A 16316-nucleotide genomic window follows, 5' to 3' on the forward strand; every position below is an offset into this window, starting at 1 on the left:
CATCCCCCTCATGCCGCGTCGATCTCGCGATAGGCGGCGATCAGGCGATCCTCACCCGCGCGGCCAGCGATCGAATTGCCGTGTTCCATCCCGATCACGCCGGTATAGCGTTTCGCCTTCAGCCACTTCACGATCGAGGCGAAGTTGATCTCGCCGGTCGACGGTTCGTTGCGGCCTGGATTGTCGCCGAACTGGATATAGCCGATCTCGTTCCAGCAGGTGTCGAGCGTCGGGATCAGGTTCCCCGACTGGATCTGCTCGTGATACAGGTCGGCGAGGACCTTGACCGCGGGGCTGTTGGCGCCGCGCGCGACCGCGTAGCCCTGCGACACCGTCTGCATATAGACGCCGGGATGGTTGGTCCGCGTGTTGAGCGGCTCCATCACCATCGCCGCGCCTGACGGCGCAACGATATCGCCCGCGCGCCGCATCACGTCGATCACGCGCGCGGTCTGGATATCGACCGGCACCTTTGGATCCATGAAGCCGGTGACGACGGTCATCCGCCTAGCGTTCAACCGCTTGGCAACGTCAAGCGAAGCGCGGATGTCGGCAAGAAATGCCTCGCGCTCGGCGCCGTCGGTCGCGCCGAGCAACGGTCGCGACTTCGACCATTTGGGCATGCTGGCGACGAACACGCCCATCGTCATGCCGCGCTGCGCGAGCGCCTTTGCCATCTCCTCCTGCTCGGCCACCGATCGCGTCGCCGCCTCGTTGTCCTCCCAGGCGGTGAAGCCCTGATCGGCGGCATAGGCGATCTGCTCGATCCGTCTCCCGCGACTGGCGAAACTGCCCTCGTGCGGCGCATAGGCGAGCGAGAAGCGTGCCGCATTGCTGCTGCGGCGTTGCCCCGCGGCCATCCCAGGCACCAGCGACGCCGCGGCGGCCGCGCCAAGTAGCGTTCTGCGCGAGAGCGTCATGCGGTGCGCCCCATCATTTCGACCCCTCGGACTTGAGATACGCGATGATCGCCGCGCGCTTGGCCGGATCGGGTGTCGCGATCGGCATGCGCGTGCCGGGCACCTTCTTCTGCGGAGCCGCGAGATACTCGTTCAGCGTCTGCTCGTCCCAACGCAGCTTCGAGGCCTTCATCGCGGCCGAATAGTTGAAGCCGGGCATCGCCGCAGCAGCACGACCGACCACGCGGTAAAGATTGGGGCCGATGCCGTTGCGGCCGCCCTTCACGACGGTGTGACAGGCGCGGCACGCGGCGAACGCCGGTGGTGAGGCCGGGGTCGACTGTGCGGTGGTCGGCGCGGAGGCCGTGACCGCCGCAACCGCCGCGATACTTCCCGCAACCATAGCCATGAGCAGCTTCATTCATTCTCTCCCGACGTCACTAAAGTCCATTTCTGGTCCGATCCTGCGTTGGCGATCACCGCCTCGATGAAGCGCATCGTGCGCAGGCCATCGATCACGCCCGGACACCAGCAATTGCCAGCGTCACCGCGAATCGCCGAGGCGAAGGCGCGGTACAAGTTGGCGAATGCCTCAATATAGCCCTCGGGATGTCCCGCGGGTGTACGCATCAACGCGGCCACGCCGTCGTGCAGTCCGGGGCCACCGGTCCGAACGATCTCGGCGGGACGATCGAGCCAGCGTAACGTCAGCGTATTGGGCTCCATCTGCGCCCAGTCGAGCCCGCCGCGCTCGCCGTGGATGCGCAATCGCAGCCCGTTCTCCTCGCCCGCCGCGACCTGGCTCGCCTTGAGCACGCCGCGCGCGCCGCCCTCGAACCGTAGCAACGCGCTGACGTCGTCGTCGAGCCGTCGACCCTCGACATGTGTCGTCAGATCGGCGGATACCGATTGCACGGCCAGCCCCGAGACATGCTCGGCGAGCTGGAACGCGTGTGTGCCGATGTCGCCAAGACACCCGCCAAGCCCGGCGCGCGCGGGATCGGTCCGCCATTCGGCCTGCTTGTTGCCGTCGGTATCGATCGGTTGGCTGAGCCAGCCCTGTAGATATTCGACCTGGACGAGCCGGATCGCGCCGAAATCGCCGCGGGCGGTACGCGCGCGCGCCTCTTCGATCATCGGGTAGCCGCTATAGGTGAATGCCAGCGCGAACCGTCGGCGGCTGGCCCTGGCGGCGGCCGCGATCGCCTCGGCCTCGACGACACTCATCGCCATCGGCTTTTCGCAGAAGACGTGGAACCCCGCGTCGAGCGCGGCGATCGCCATCGGCGCGTGCAGATGGTTCGGCGTCACGATCGCGAGCGCATCGATTTTCTCGCTCTCCGGCAAGGCGCGTTCGCGCTCGATCAGCGCGTCGAGCGAAGGATAAACGCGCTGCGGATCGAGCCCTAGCAGCTCGCCGGTCCGCGCGTTGCGCCCTCCATCGGTGCTGAACGCGCCCGCCACCACGTCCCAATCGCCGTCGAGCGCGGCCGCCATGCGATGGACCGCGCCGATGAACGCCCCCTCCCCGCCGCCGACCATGCCGAGCCGCAGCCGGCTCACGACCGGTCCTCCGACAGACCGAGCAGCGCGCGGATCGCGGTGCGATCGACGCCGCTGGCGGCGAAGTCGTCGAACGCGCGGTCACCCCGGCGGATGATGTGATCGCGGATGAATGGCGCGCCTTCACGGGCGCCGTCTTCCGACCGTTTCAGCGCACACTCCCATTCGAGCACCGCCCAGCCGTCATAGCCATAGTGCGCCATTTTGCTGAAGATCGCGGCGAAATCGACCTGCCCGTCGCCGAGCGAGCGGAACCGGCCCGCGCGGTCGACCCAGTTCTCATAGCCGCCATACACGCCGGTTCGCCCGGTCGGGTTGAACTCGGCATCCTTGACGTGGAAACACGAGATCCGGTCGTGATAGCGATCGATGAAGTCGAGATAATCGAGCTGCTGCAACACGAAGTGCGACGGATCGAACAACAGGCGCGCGCGCGCATGATTGTCGACTGCGGCGAGGAACCGCTCCCAGGTCGCACCGTCATGGACGTCCTCGCCCGGATGGACTTCGAACGCACAATCGACGCCGGCGTCCTCGAACACGTCGAGGATCGGGGTCCAGCGGCGCGCGAGTTCGGCGAAGGCCTCCTCGATCAGCCCGGCGGGGCGTTGCGGCCAGGGATAGACATAGGGCCATGCCAGCGCGCCCGAGAAGGTCGCATGCGCAGACAACCCAAGATTGGCACTCGCGCGTGCGGCGAGCTTGACCTGTTCGATCGCCCATACCTGCCGCTCGGCCGGCTTGCCGTGGACCTCGGGCGGGGCGAATCCGTCGAAGAGCGTATCGTAGGCGGGATGGACCGCGACCAGCTGGCCTTGCAGATGGGTCGACAATTCGGTGATTTCGATGCCGTATCTGGCCAACCCGCCGCGGATCTCGTCGCAATAGGTTACGCTCTCGGCGGCAAGCTTGAGGTCGATCAACTGCGCGTTGCATGGGATCTGCACCCCGACATAGCCGAGCCCGGCCGCCCATTTCGCCAGCCCGTCGAGCGTGTCGAACGGAGCCTCATTCCCGAGGAACTGGGCGAGGAATATTCCAGGTCCCTTCATGCCGGTCATGCTCCGCGCGCCCTGGTGTCGTCGCGGAACGTGACCTGGAACAACAGCGCGATCACCGCCGCGGCAATCGCGGGATACCACCACATATGCTGCCAGTCGACGATGCTCGGCGACGCGGGGAGCTGCGCGTAGAGCAGCGCGCCGATTTGCGAGCCGAGCAGCATCCCGACGCCGTAGGTGAACAGCGTCAGCATGCCTTGAGCTTGCGCGTTGACACCCTTGGGGGTCGCGATCGTACCGGTATAGATCGCGCCGGCGACGAAGAAGAAGTCGTAGCACACGCCGTGCAGCGCGACGCCGAGATACACCGCCCACAAGGACGAACCGCCGTCGCCGATCGCGAACAGCGCGTATCGCAACGCCCAGGCTGCCATGCCGACCAGCAGCAGCGGCTTCACACCGAACCGCCGATACAACCATGGCATCGAGAACATGAAAACCAGTTCGGACATCTGCCCGATCGCCAGCGTGCCCCCCACATTGCTGATCCCCGTCGCGCCGATATAGGGCGAGGCATAGGCGTAATACATCGCCAGCGGGATCGAGATGAGCGTCGCGCACGTGATGAAGATCAGGAACGAGCGCTGCTTGAGCAGCCCGAACGCCTCGACGCAGAACACCTGGCGAAGGACGCTCTCGTCGCGCGGCGCGTCCGACGCGACGTTGGGCAACGTGATGCTATAGAGCCCCAGTGCAATCGACACGACCGCCGCGACGCGGAAGATCTGCGGGCTTGCGGACAGGCCGGCCCAGCCAATGATAAGGCCGGCGGCGATCCAGCCGAGCGTCCCGAACGCGCGGACGAACGGGAACTTGTCGGTGCGCTCGCCAAAGCTCTTCAGCGCGATCGTGTTGGCGAGGCCGACCGTCGGCATATAGAGGATCATGTAGCAGAGCAGCAGCCAGACGAAGGTCTGCCCGCCCTCCGGCGTCACCAACGACGGCAGCACGAACAGCAGCACGCCGCCGACTAGGTGCAGGATCACCATCAGCATCCGCGGGCTTACATAGCGCGCCGCCGCCATCCCGAGCAGGAACGACCCGACGATCGAGGCGATCGGCCCGACAGAAAAGGCGTTACCGATCAGAGTACCGATCCCGACCGTCTGCATCACGAGACCAAGGGTGACGGTCCAGGCGCCCCAGACGAAAAACTGCATGAACATCATCGCGCTCAGGCGGCCGGTCAGAAGACCGCTCGTCGTGACTTGGGATCCCTCGCTTGCAAGCGCCATTCGCTACCTCTCCGATCGCAGTTTGCCTGCTTGTCGACGCCAAGGCTACGGAGCCTGGCAACGAATGTAAAGGATTACATCGGATATATATCGACAGTGCCGACGACCGGATCCATGACGCCCCTATGCCGACGATCATCGAAGTGGCCGCGCTTGCGGGGGTTTCCACCGCCACCGTGTCGCGAGTGCTCAGCCGCCCCGAACAGGTGTCCGAAGACACGCGCACGCGCGTGCTCGCGGTCGTCCGCGAGTCCGGGTACGCGCCCAACGTCGCCGCGCGGAGCCTGCGCACATTGCGCGCCGCCAAGATCCTGCTCACCGTGCCTGACATCTCGAACGCCTTCTTCGCCAGCGTCATCCGCGGCGCCGAAGAGGCTGCACGCGACGCGGGCTATTCGGTCGTCGTCGGCGACACGCGGCACGATCCCGAGGTCGAGGATCAATATGCCGACATGCTCTCGCGCCGCGAAGTCGATGGACTGATCTTCCTAGGCCACCGCTTGCCCGCCCGCCTCGCGTCTTTGTTGGCGCGCAAAGGGGCGGCCGCGCCGATCGTCAACGGTTGTGAATACAGCCCCGATCTCGGCGTCCCGAGCGTCCATATCGACAACGCCGCAGCGAGCGCCGACGCGATCAAGCATCTGATCGGACTTGGCCATCGCAGGATAGGCGTGGTCACCGGGCCCGAGGTCAGCCCGATCAGCCGCGATCGCCTGGCGGGCGCGATCGACGCCGCGACCCGCGCTGGCCTGCGCGACAGCCTGCACATCCGCATCGGCGATTATTCCGCGCGCTCGGCCGTCGACCACGCCCGCGACCTGCTTGCGCAGGCGATGACGGCGATCTTCTGCTTCAGCGACGAAATGGCGATGGGCGCCCTTAGCGCGATCGGCGACGCGGGGCTGTCCTGCCCGGCTGATATCTCGGTGATCGGCTTCGACGATCTGCCGCTCGCGCGCTATTTCCAGCCGCCGCTGACCACGATCGCGCAGCCCAAGAGCATGATTGGCCGCCGCACCGTCGATCTGCTCGTCGATATCCTGCGCGGCGTCGACAGTGCTTCACGGCAGGTCACGCTGCGGCACGAATTGATCATTCGAAGCAGTACCGCACGACCTCATTCGAGGGATCGATGACCGGTCTTGCCCTCGCCGTTGCGTGTAAATCGGCACCGAGCGCCTTGGCGGCGTCAGCTTGGCAGCCGACGACGAGGTGATCGCAACGATCGCTCCCATCACCGTGACGATCTACAATGCCCGGATCGACACGCCGCCGGTGCTGAGCAGCAACCCGGGGTCGCCCGCGTTCGATCCGACATGGACCACCTGCGCGTGCCAGCCGGTCAGCCCCGCAGTCGTGATCGTTGCTGCCCCGACCACCAAGTCATAGCCCGGTGGCGCGTGCATGAACGTGGTCGCGGGGTGCACGGCATGGCGCTGCGCAAAGCCGTCGATCCCGTCGCCCGGCTGTCGCCGATCGTCGGCGGCCCGTCCTATCGGCCGGGAAGGAAGTACGGCAAGACGTCATCCCCGATCGCTAGTCGGTAACGCCCTGCCGACGCCCTCGACGATGCCGGCACCGTTGGACTGCGGCCCGCGCCGTGCCGCGCTAGGCACCCTGCCGGAGACGACGCCAAGATCGTTGAAAATCGAGCAAGCTGCCGTGGATCGCCACGCGGATCATGTCACGACAGGGTGCGCCATAGCCTAAGGTCGGGCACGGATCGATCGTCGACACGATGCCGCCACGCGCCGCACGACGATTCCCGTATGCGTCGGCGACGCGGACTCGACACCGGCGAGACGATGACGAGCAGCGCCGCCATGCGCATTCACCGCATTACTCGGCAGTCGCCTTCAGGCCGCGATCCTCGAGCATCGGGCCGATATCGGGATCCTTGCCGTAGAACGCCTTGAACATCGGGGCGTATTCCTGCGTGTGGCCCTTCGACAGAATCATGTCGCGGAAGCGCTGCCCGTTCGCGCGCGTCAGCCCACCATGCGCCATGAACCACGCATAGGCATCGTTATCGAGCATCTGCGTCCATAGATACGCGTAATATCCCGCGGCATAGCCACCCGCCCAGATGTGCGCGAAATAGCTGGTGCGATAGCGCGGCGGGACATCCTTCGTGTCGAGCCCCATCGTGTTGAGCGCCTTCGTCTCGAACGCATCGACGTCCTGCGGCCCCGCCGTGGCCGGCAACGAATGCCAGTCCTGATCGAGCGTGGCTGCGGCGACCAGCTCGCCGAGCTCATAGCCCTGGTTGAACTTCGCCGCGTTCTTGATCTTCGTGACCAGCGCCTGCGGCATCACCGCGCCGGTGCGGTAATCCTTGGCATAGTTGGCGAACACCTTGGGATCGAGCGCCCAATGCTCGTTGAACTGCGACGGGAACTCGACCCAGTCGCGCGCGGTGTTGGTGCCCGACACCAGCGGATAGGTCTGGTTCGCGAAAAGCCCGTGCAGCGCATGCCCGAACTCGTGGAACATCGTCGTCACGTCGTCGAACGTGATCAAAGCGGGCTGGCCCGGCGCCGGCTTGGTGAAATTGCCGACGTTGTAGACGACCGGCTTGGTTTTCAGCAGCTTCGACTGGCCGACGAAGTTCGACATCCACGCGCCGCCCGCCTTGTTGTCGCGCTTCCAGTAATCGAAATACATCAGCCCGAGCTCGGAGCCGTCCTTGTCGTAGACAGTGAACACCCGGATGTCCGGCTGATAGGTCGGGATGTCGCGGCGTTCCTTGAAGCTGACGCCGTAGAGCTCATTGGCGGCGAAGAACACGCCGTCCTGCAACACGCGACCGATCTCGAAATACGGCTTCAGCTCGTTCTGGTCGAGGTCGTACTTAGCCTTGCGCACCTTGTCCGAATAGAAATCCCAGTCCGACGGCGCGAGCGGGAACGAAGCGCCGGTCGCGTCGATCGTCTTCTGCAACTCGGCGGCCTCACGCCGCTGCTCCGCGGCTGTCGCGGGCACGAGCTGCGTCATGAAGCCCTTGGCCGCCGCCGGGGTCTTGGCCATCTGGTCGTACAGCGAATAGGCGGCATAGTTCGGATAGCCGAGCAGCCTGGCCTTCTGCGCCCGCAACTGCGCGATCTTCGAAATCAGCGCACGCGTATCGGTCGCGTCGCCGCGCTGCGACCGGTTCCAGCTCTTCTCGAACAGCGCGGCGCGGGTCGCACGATCGCTCAGCGACGCGAGCGCCGGCTGCTGCGTCGTGTTCTGCAGCGACAGGACATATTTGCCCGGCATCCCCCGCTCCTTGGCGCCTTCCGCCGCGGCGGCGATCTCGGCGTCGCTCAGCCCGGCGAGCTTGGCCTTGTCGTCGATCACCAGCGCGCCCGCCTTCGTGCCCGCGAGCAGCTTCTGCTGGAAGTCGGTCGTCGCGGTCGAGATCTGCGTGTTCAGCAACCGCAGCCTGGCCTTGTCGACGTCGTTCAGCTGCGCGCCAGCATGGAGGAAATCGCTGTGATAGATCTCCAGCACCTGGCGCTGCTCGGCATCGAGACCGAGCGTATTCTTCTTCGCATACAGCGCCTGCACGCGCGCGAAGAGCTTGGGATCGAGATAGATCGCGTCGCTATGCTGCGCGAGCTTGGGCGCCTCGATGCTGCGGACCTTGTCCAGCACGTCGTTGGTGTTCGCCTGCGACACCCCGAAGAACGCCTGGCTGGCGCGGTCGAGCGTCCGGCCGGAGCGCTCCATCGCCTCGATCGTGTTGGCAAAGGTCGGTGCCGCGGGATTGTCGGCGATCGCCTTCATCTCGGCGATCTGCTCGGCCATCCCCTGTTCGAGCGCGGGCTGGTAATCGGCGTCGGTAATCTGGTCGAACCGCGGCGCCTGGAACGGCAGCGTGCTGGGCACGGTCAGCGGATTGACGCGCGCCGCCTGGACCGTGGTGGCACCGGCAAGGCAGCAGAGAAGCGCGGCGGAACGAAGCAGGGTGGAACGCAGCATCGATGGTTCTCTATGGCAGGAGTGATGACGCTCTTCTTGCATGGACCGTCAACCCGCCACAACGCCTGATTACCGCGTCCACCCGGCCGTTGCGGACCAGGCTAGGCGCGCTTCGACCGCAGCGTGATCCGCGTCATTTCCGCCCATCGCCCAAGCCGCAGCGCGAAGCCTGGCCACAGGCCGGTGCCGTTGCTCACATACAGCGTCATCCCGTCGACATCGTAGCGTCCCGAGACGAACCCGCCATTGGCGAGCGCAAAGATCCGGTCGAAGCCCATGATCATGCCCCCATGCGTATGCCCGGACAACTGCAGCGCGACCCCGCGCGCCGCCGACTGCCGCGCCGCCTTGGGCTGGTGGTCGAGCAGCAGGACCGGCACCCCAGCCGGCGCACCGGCCAGCGCCGCGGCAAGATCCGGCCCCGCCTGCCCGACCGCGGGCGCGGAGAGATCGGTCACGCCCGCGAGAACCAGCCGCGCATCGCCGCGCGTGAGCAGCGTATGCGCGTTGGGCAACATGCGGATGCCCAGCGCCTGAAGATGCCGCATCCATGCCGCATAATCGAAGAAATACTCATGGTTGCCGGGGATCGCATAGACGCCGTCCGGCGCGCGCAGGTCGCGCAGCGGGGCGACGTCCGCCTGCCGCATCGCCACCGACCCGTCGATAAAGTCTCCGGTCACCACGATCAGGTCCGCGCCCGACGCATTGGCGCGCGTCACCACCGCCCGCGCCCAGTTCGCGGGAAACAGCCGGCTGATATGCAGGTCGGTCAGCTGCAGCACGCGGTATCCGTCGAACTGCGGCGGCAGGTCACGGATCGTGACCTCGACGTCCTTGACGACCGGTACGCGGATCGCGTTGGCGACGCCGATCGCCGCCAGCACCGCGGCAAGTCCCGCAGTCGCATAGCGCACCGCGTCGGGCACCACCGCACCACGTCGCACCAGCATCGTCGTCAGCGTTCCGAGATCGACCAGCATCTGCAGGATGGCGAGCAACAGGATCGCGCCGAACGCCCAGTTGAACGCGATCACGACGGCGCGAGGAAATTCGGGCGCGAACACCGATCCCGACGAGAGCCGGCTCCACGAATGATATTGCGACGCCAGCAGCAGCAGCACCGCGACGACCAGCTTGACCGGCACCGTCAACGACAGCGGCCACAGCCAGCGCAGGATCACGTACAGGCACGGCAGCGAAAAGATCAGCTGGAAGATCGTCTCTATCCTTCGGCGATGCCCCCGGGAACGATGACGGCCAGCCCCGATACCCCCGCGCCTGCCCGCGTGGCGCAATTTATTTCCGACGCACCCCAATCTTCAGCGCGAATAGACACCGATCAGCGCACGCCGCAGCATCCGGTCCTCGAGCGAATGATAGAGCGCGATCCTGTCGCCCTCGATCACGGTCGATGCGGCGAACGCGATATCGGTTGCCTCGCGGCTTACCGCGGGCGGCGGCACCAGCATCGGCTCGATCCCGCGGCCGGTCACCCGCGTGAAATCGGGATCGAAGCTGATCCAGCCGATCCGCCACCGCGCGTCGTGCGTCGCGCCATTGTAGAACATCACCGGATCCTGCCCCGCGATCCGGATGATCGGCCCGGTCGATAGGTGCCAATTGTCCCAGCTGTCCTCGCGGATTCCGAACGGATTGGGCATCACGGCCCACGGCCCCTTGGCGGTCGGTCCGCGCGCCATGCCGATCCGCGATGCCCCGTGCGCGGCATATTCGTAGAACAGCCGCCAATCCCCCGCCGCGGTCTGCGCGAGCGTCGCCTCCTTGATGTTGCCCTCGCTCGGTGGCGCCTTAAGCACTAGGTCCTGCTTCACCAGCGCGCTCAGCTCGCGCCCCGCCGCCAGGATCATCGATCCTTGCACGCGCGCCGCGTCGACACCGGTATAATAGACCAGATACTCGCGATCGATCACCAGCACGGTCGGATCCTCGCACCCGCCAAGATCGGCAGGCCCCGGCCCCGGCACGATCGCCAGCCCCGGATCCATTCGGAAGTGCAGCCCGTCCGTACTTGCCCCGCCGGCGATGATGCCGGTCGGATCATGCGGCCCGAGCGGATGCGGCACGCCGCGGATCATCAAGCGGTACAGATCGCCTTCCTTCCAGACGAACGGGCTCATCAGGTCCATTCCGTCGATCGGCGACGCGGCCGAGATCGTGACGGTGTCGAGGTGCTCGACGACATAGCTCAGCATCGGATCACGCCCCTTGCGCAACGGTCAGCGACAGCGCGCCGTCGATCGTCACCGTCGTGCCGGTGATGTACTCCGCCGCCGGCGACAGCAGGAATAGGACAAGCGCGGCGACCTCGTCGGGCCGCCCAGCACGCTTCCACGGGATCGCCGCTTCCTTCGCCGCCAGTTCGGTGGGACGATCAAGCGCAGACTGGTTCATCGGCGTCAGGATCATCCCCGGCGCGACGCCGTTGACCGCGATCCCCCTCGGCGCAAGTTCGAGCGCAAGAGTCGCGGTCAGCTGCGCCAGGCCGCCCTTGGCCGAATCGTAATCGACCCCGCCGGGCCGCGGCGCGCGCTCGTGGATCGACGAGATGTTGACGATCCGCCCCTTCGCCGCCTTCGCCTCCAGCGCCCGCACCATCCGCCGGCATGTCAGGAACGGCCCGTAAAGATCCGAGCGGATGACCCGGTCGAATTGCGAGAGCTTCATGTCGACCAGATCGACCCCGGTCATGTTGAGCCCTGCCGAATTGACGAGCAGGTCGACCGTGCCGAACGTCTTTTCGGCCACTGCAAACAGCTGTTCGACCGCGGACTCGTCACCGACATCGGTCTGGACGGCGATCGCGCGGTCATCCCCGCCGATCGACGCGCAGACCGCATTCGCCGCCGCGACGTCCGTATAATAGGTGATGACGACGCGCGCGCCGGCATCGCCCAGCGCCTTGGCACAGGCGGCGCCGATGCCCGATTCCCCGCCCGTGACGATCGCGACCCGATATTCAAGCATGCCAATCCCCGACGGCTGTTTTCTCGATCCGCGGCAAGCGCTTAACCGCGCCGCGGTGCAAATGAATTTGCTGTCAGGTCGACCGGTGGCTTACAAACGCCTGATGTAATGCAAACTGACCCTTACCAGGGACCGTCCCTGATGCGGATCAGTTCGGCGAAGCGACCAAGACCCGCTTTCAGGCCGATAAGACTGCGCAACGGTCCGTTCGCAAACACGATCTCGACGCTGGCTTTGTGCGGTGCCACGGCTGCGACAACGCTGTATCGGAACGGCGGCCCGGACTGGCCGGTACAGGTTCGCCCGTCGCCCGGCGAGACCGTCCAACAGCGTGTCTGGACGCGGCCAGTGGTCGCAGGCGCGCTTCTCCGCATCGCTCGCCCGGCCGCACATGCCGATCTTCAAAGGGGCGATCTGCGACTGACGCCCCGCCCCATGATAGGTTTTCAGGGCTTGATGAGGATAGCATCGGAGGGGAGCATTCGATCGAGAAACGGCAGGATCGCCGCGCCGACTGCGGGCGCATCGCGCGAGAGCGTGGCGCGGCCGATCGGCGCCGACGCGGGGATATTGGACATCGCGGCGGACAATTTGCCCAGCGTCTCGGCCGCCAGCCGATCGAGGATCACATCGGGCAGACGGCCGCCGAGCAGGATCGCCGCCGGGTTGATCAGGCAGTTGATCGCGGTCAGCGCGGGCACCAGTGCGCACGACGCCTCGTCAAGCCAGGCGACGAGATGCGGTGCATGCGCCTCGGGAAACGCCAGCGTGGGATCGAGCCCGTCGATCGACTGCCCCGCGGCTTCGAGCCGTTCGGCCAGCGCCGACAACGACACGATGTCCTGCAACACCCGCGACGGATCGCCGGTCAGCGGCAGGAAACCGATTTCCCCGCTGCGCGCATCGGCCCCGCGATAATAGGTGCCGTCGATCACGATTCCGCCGCCGAGCCCGGCACTGATCAAGATGTAGAAGAAGCTGGCATGGTCGAGCCCGCTGCCGAACTGCGCCTCGCCGATCGCGGCGGCGGCGGCGTCGTTGTCGATATGGATCGACCAGGGAACGACGTCGGCGAGCAGCGCCTGGAGATCGACCTCGCCCCACCGCTCATAGCCCTCGGGCCGGTGCGGCAGGACGACGCGACCGAGATCGTCGGGCAGGGCGACGCCGACGCCGAGTACGCGGTCGGTGCGGATCACGCCGCTCTGGTGGATCTCGGCGATACCGGTCCGGACGATCGCGACGACGTCTTCGGGCATCGCGAACGCGATGTGCCGCGTGAACCGCGACCGGACGGTGCCCGCCAGATCGAGCGATACCAGCGTCACATGATCACGGTCGATGTTCAGGCCGATCGCGAAACAGCCGTCGGGATTGATCCGCAACTGTACCGCGGGCTGCCCGCGGACGCCGGTGCGACGACCGGCGTCGACGATCAGCTCGGCATCGAACAGCCGCGCGGTGATGTTGGCGATGGTCGGTGACGTCAGATTGGTCATCGTCGCGATTTCGCTGCGGGTGATGTCCGGATGACGCCGGATCACCTGCAGGACGACGCGCTGGTTATAGTCGCCTGCGCGCTCGAGGTTGGTCCCCGACAGGCTGGGCCCCAATCGCACCGCACGCTCGTCCGCAGTGACACCGCTGTGGACCGACGGCTCGAAATCCGAAAAATTCAACCTTATCCCTCCAGCAATCTTGAGAGATCATATTTTGGTATTGCTCATCGTCCCCCCAGCGATACCCGCGGGTCAACATTCACAGATTTATTTTGGTACTCACCGCGCGCGTCGTCATCCCGCGCGTCCACCTGCCGCGATCCAGCGATCGATCTTCGTCTCGAGCACGGGCATCGGCAGCGCGCCGGTGTCGAGAACCTGCGCATGGAAACCGCGCGGATCGAAGCGCGTACCCAGCGCCGCCTTCGCCTTTGCCTTGGTCCGCGCGATCGTCAGCTGGCCGATCTTGTACGCCAGCGCCTGCCCCGGAATCGCGATGTAGCGCTCGACCTCGGCGGTCGCATCGGTGCGCGCCATCGGCGAATTGGCGAGCATATACGCAATCGCCTGGTCGCGCGTCCAATTCTTGGCGTGGATCCCGCTGTCGACCACCAGCCGCATCGCGCGCAGCATCTCGTCGTTCAGCCCGCCCATCCGCTGATACGGATCGGTCTCGACGCCAAGCTCTTTCCACAGGCTTTCCGCATACAGCGCCCAGCCTTCGACATAGGCGGTGTTCCCGCCGAACCGCATGAACGCGGGCAACGCCTCGTTCTCCTGCGCGAGGCTGATCTGGAAATGATGCCCCGGCACGCCCTCGTGAAGGAACAGCGTCTCCATCTCCCAGGTGTAACGCGACGGCAGGTCATAGGTGTTATAATAGAAGACGCCCGGACGCGTCCCGTCGGGCGTGCCCCCCTGGTACGAGCCGCCCGCCTCGGTCTTCTCCTTGAACGCGGGCACCGCGCGGATCTCGAGCTTGGTCCTGGGCAGCAGCGAGAACTGCTCCGGGATCCGGCGATAGATCTTCGTCTCGATCGCCTTATACCCCTCGCGCAGCGCCTCGGCGGAGACCGGCGCGAACTTGGGATCGGTCCGCAGATAGGTGAAGAACTCAGGCAGCGTCCCCTTGAAGCCGACCGCCTGCTTCTGCACGCCCATGTCCTTCAGCAGCCGCGCGACCTCTGCCAGACCGAGAGTGTGGACGTCGTCGGCGGACAGCGGCAACGTCGTGTTCTGCTCGATCAGGTACGTGTACAGCTTGGCCCCGCCCGGAATGGCGGACAGCCCGACGCTGTCGCGCGCTTTGGCGCGATAGGTGTTGGCAAGAAAATCGCGCATCCGCTGTTCCGCAGGCAGGATCACGTCGCGAATCTGCGTGGCATAGGCGATGCGCAGCCGTACCTGATCCGCCGCCGAAACGGTCGCCGGAAACGTTTTGAGCGGGCCTGCAAAGGTCGAACGCTCGACGCCTTCCTTGATCAGATTGTCGAACTGGCCGATCATGTTGTCGACCACCAGCCGTGGCTGGACGATGCCGTCCGCCATGCCCTCGCGGAACAACCCGATCGCGCGGTCGAGGACAGCCGCATATTCGGCGTTGCGCTTTAGGTTGTTCTCGTAATCGGCGAGTGTCTTGAACGGCGCCGCCCCCTCCCCCGATGCGAAATCGGGATAGAAGGTCTGGAAACCCGACATGTGATCGATCGGGAGGTCGCGCTGGATTTTGAGCAGATCGGGGGCATAGCCACGTAGCGTGATCCGCGTACTTGTCCCGAACACGTCATACGCGATCTGGTCGACCGCGGAGAGTTTCGCGCGATCGATCCGGGCAAGCGCGGCGAGATCGGCCTCCGCGGCCGCGCGCTCGGCTGCGGTATAGGCGTCTGTCAGATACGCACCGAGACGATCCGCATATCGCAGGTCGCCGCGAAAGATCGCCGATACCGGGTTGCGCTTCAGGCTCGCCTCGTCGCTGGCGTAGAACAGCGCCTTGAGCTTGGTATCCTCGGCGCTATCGCCCGGCTGGGCGGTTGGCGGCGGCAAGGCCTGGCCGACCGCCGCCGTCGCGCCGGCAGTTGCGCCGGCAGTTGCAAGAAACGCAGCGAGCAGCAGCTTGATCGACACCGGCAAATTCCCCCTCCGCAAAGACGCGGCTATCGAGAGGGAGTAGGCCGGAGACCCACCTGCTGCAAGCGACGCCTTACCGCGGTTTGACGAACTTCAGCGTCATCCGGTCACTCTCCCCGATCGCGGTGTATTTGGCGCGATCGACGTCCTTCAGCGCATAGCTCGGCGGCAGCGTCCAGACGCCACCCTGCCAGTCCGCCGTGTCCTTCGGGTTCGCGTTGACCTCGGACGTGCCCGCCAGCTTGAACCCGGCCGCGGTCGCGAAGCCGATCACCGAGCTCGGCTTCATATAGCCGCTCTTTTCCTCGGCTGCGACATCGCGTGCTTCGGGCAGGCGATGCTCGACGACACCAAGCGTGCCGCCCGGCTTCAGCATCTTGAACATCGCCGCAAACATCGCGCGTGCGCGATCCGCGCCGCCAAACCGCCAGTTGTGGACGTTGCGGAACGTCAGCACGACGTCGGCGCTGCCATCGGGGACGCTTGGCTGGCCGGCCTCGGCGGGGAACGCCGCAAGCCGGACCTTGCCATAGGTCGTGGCATTCTTCGCTTGCATCGCTCGCACGCCGTTCAGGCCCTTCTCCCACGGTCCTGCCGCGTAGTACGCACCATTCCGCGCGGTCAGCGGCGCGAGGATCTCGGTATACCAGCCGCCCGACGGCCAGATCTCGACCACCGTATCGGTCGGCTTGACACCGAAAAAGGCGAGCGTCTGCGCCGGGTGGCGATAGCGGTCGCGCGCGACGTTGGATGGCGTGCGCGTCGCCCCTGCGACAGCGGCAGCGATCGGCGCAGGCACGCGTTGCGCGCTCGCGGCAATCGGTGCGCTCACAGCGAGCAAAGCGGGGGCAGCGCAGAGCAAGAAACGGACAGAGCGGTTCATCGTCGACCTTTCGGAATGGGCTGACGCCAGCGTGGCCCGGATGTGATCGATCCACAAGCCCGCAGGCGCGATGCGGGCTGGTCCATCCCTGGAAA

14 protein-coding genes are annotated in these 16316 nt (G+C 65.9%); 1 reads left to right on the forward strand and 13 read right to left on the reverse strand.

The window, feature by feature from the left end:
• Positions 1–8 precede the first annotated feature (8 nt).
• From ASF00_RS07050 to ASF00_RS07070, 5 genes are read right to left on the reverse strand one after another with little or no spacing between them, the layout of a single operon-like run.
• Complete coding sequence (locus tag ASF00_RS07050) at positions 9–920, reverse strand: hydroxypyruvate isomerase family protein (RefSeq protein ID WP_055876242.1); 912 nt, start codon at positions 918–920, stop codon at positions 9–11.
• A gap of 13 nt (positions 921–933) precedes the next feature.
• Positions 934–1320, reverse strand: coding sequence for a c-type cytochrome (locus ASF00_RS07055; protein ID WP_156348213.1), 387 nt, complete (start codon positions 1318–1320; stop codon positions 934–936).
• Positions 1317–2441: a Gfo/Idh/MocA family protein gene (locus ASF00_RS07060; RefSeq protein WP_055877175.1), complete on the reverse strand. Its 1125-nt coding sequence runs from the start codon at positions 2439–2441 to the stop codon at positions 1317–1319. Before ASF00_RS07060 ends, ASF00_RS07055 begins: the two co-directional genes overlap by 4 nt.
• 17 nt (positions 2442–2458) lie before the next feature.
• A complete protein-coding gene (locus tag ASF00_RS07065) occupies positions 2459–3523 on the reverse strand; it encodes a sugar phosphate isomerase/epimerase family protein (protein ID WP_055876246.1) in 1065 nt (354 codons plus the stop codon).
• Positions 3520–4758 carry an MFS transporter gene (locus ASF00_RS07070; protein ID WP_055876247.1) on the reverse strand — a complete coding sequence of 413 codons (1239 nt, stop codon included), beginning with the start codon at positions 4756–4758 and terminating at the stop codon, positions 3520–3522. The genes ASF00_RS07065 and ASF00_RS07070 overlap by 4 nt, the downstream gene beginning before the upstream one ends.
• Positions 4759–4883: 125 nt before the next feature.
• Here ASF00_RS07070 and ASF00_RS07075 point away from each other — a divergent pair, with 125 nt between their 5' ends.
• A complete protein-coding gene (locus ASF00_RS07075; RefSeq protein ID WP_055876250.1) occupies positions 4884–5894 on the forward strand; it encodes a LacI family DNA-binding transcriptional regulator in 1011 nt (336 codons plus the stop codon).
• Between the two features lie 111 nt (positions 5895–6005).
• Here the strand turns inward: ASF00_RS07075 and ASF00_RS07080 are convergent, their stop codons facing one another.
• The 8 genes from ASF00_RS07080 to ASF00_RS07115 form a co-directional block, all read right to left on the reverse strand.
• Positions 6006–6185 (reverse strand): hypothetical protein, encoded by a 180-nt coding sequence (locus ASF00_RS07080; RefSeq protein ID WP_055876253.1) that lies wholly within the window; start codon positions 6183–6185, stop codon positions 6006–6008.
• Between the two features lie 412 nt (positions 6186–6597).
• Positions 6598–8721, reverse strand: coding sequence for a M3 family metallopeptidase (locus ASF00_RS07085; protein WP_082463267.1), 2124 nt, complete (start codon positions 8719–8721; stop codon positions 6598–6600).
• Between the two features lie 101 nt (positions 8722–8822).
• On the reverse strand, positions 8823–9905 hold the full coding sequence (locus tag ASF00_RS07090) for a metallophosphoesterase (protein WP_235525661.1): 1083 nt from the start codon (positions 9903–9905) through the stop codon (positions 8823–8825).
• Between the two features lie 138 nt (positions 9906–10043).
• A complete protein-coding gene (locus tag ASF00_RS07095; protein WP_055877180.1) occupies positions 10044–10937 on the reverse strand; it encodes a glycosidase in 894 nt (297 codons plus the stop codon).
• A 4-nt stretch (positions 10938–10941) separates the two neighbouring features.
• Complete coding sequence (locus ASF00_RS07100) at positions 10942–11709, reverse strand: SDR family NAD(P)-dependent oxidoreductase (protein ID WP_055876260.1); 768 nt, start codon at positions 11707–11709, stop codon at positions 10942–10944.
• A 446-nt stretch (positions 11710–12155) separates the two neighbouring features.
• Positions 12156–13388: an ROK family transcriptional regulator gene (locus ASF00_RS07105; RefSeq protein WP_235525662.1), complete on the reverse strand. Its 1233-nt coding sequence runs from the start codon at positions 13386–13388 to the stop codon at positions 12156–12158.
• Between the two features lie 114 nt (positions 13389–13502).
• Complete coding sequence (locus tag ASF00_RS07110; RefSeq protein WP_055877182.1) at positions 13503–15329, reverse strand: DUF885 domain-containing protein; 1827 nt, start codon at positions 15327–15329, stop codon at positions 13503–13505.
• 82 nt (positions 15330–15411) lie between these two features.
• Positions 15412–16221, reverse strand: a complete 810-nt coding sequence (locus ASF00_RS07115) for a class I SAM-dependent methyltransferase (protein ID WP_055877185.1) — start codon at positions 16219–16221, stop codon at positions 15412–15414.
• Positions 16222–16316 lie beyond the last annotated feature (95 nt).

This window comes from Sphingomonas sp. Leaf34 (assembly GCF_001421805.1).
Taxonomy (GTDB): Bacteria; Pseudomonadota; Alphaproteobacteria; order Sphingomonadales; family Sphingomonadaceae; genus Sphingomonas.

Coding starts and splice junctions, on each gene's coding strand:
- ASF00_RS07075 (WP_055876250.1), top strand. CDS start 4,884: ATGCCGACGATCATCGAAGTGGCCGCGCTTGCGGGGGTTTCCACCGCC.
- ASF00_RS07050 (WP_055876242.1), bottom strand. CDS start 920: ATGACGCTCTCGCGCAGAACGCTACTTGGCGCGGCCGCCGCGGCGTCG.
- ASF00_RS07115 (WP_055877185.1), bottom strand. CDS start 16,221: ATGAACCGCTCTGTCCGTTTCTTGCTCTGCGCTGCCCCCGCTTTGCTC.
- ASF00_RS07095 (WP_055877180.1), bottom strand. CDS start 10,937: ATGCTGAGCTATGTCGTCGAGCACCTCGACACCGTCACGATCTCGGCC.
- ASF00_RS07065 (WP_055876246.1), bottom strand. CDS start 3,523: ATGACCGGCATGAAGGGACCTGGAATATTCCTCGCCCAGTTCCTCGGG.
- ASF00_RS07055 (WP_156348213.1), bottom strand. CDS start 1,320: ATGAAGCTGCTCATGGCTATGGTTGCGGGAAGTATCGCGGCGGTTGCG.
- ASF00_RS07070 (WP_055876247.1), bottom strand. CDS start 4,758: ATGGCGCTTGCAAGCGAGGGATCCCAAGTCACGACGAGCGGTCTTCTG.
- ASF00_RS07085 (WP_082463267.1), bottom strand. CDS start 8,721: ATGCTGCGTTCCACCCTGCTTCGTTCCGCCGCGCTTCTCTGCTGCCTT.
- ASF00_RS07100 (WP_055876260.1), bottom strand. CDS start 11,709: ATGCTTGAATATCGGGTCGCGATCGTCACGGGCGGGGAATCGGGCATC.
- ASF00_RS07060 (WP_055877175.1), bottom strand. CDS start 2,441: ATGGTCGGCGGCGGGGAGGGGGCGTTCATCGGCGCGGTCCATCGCATG.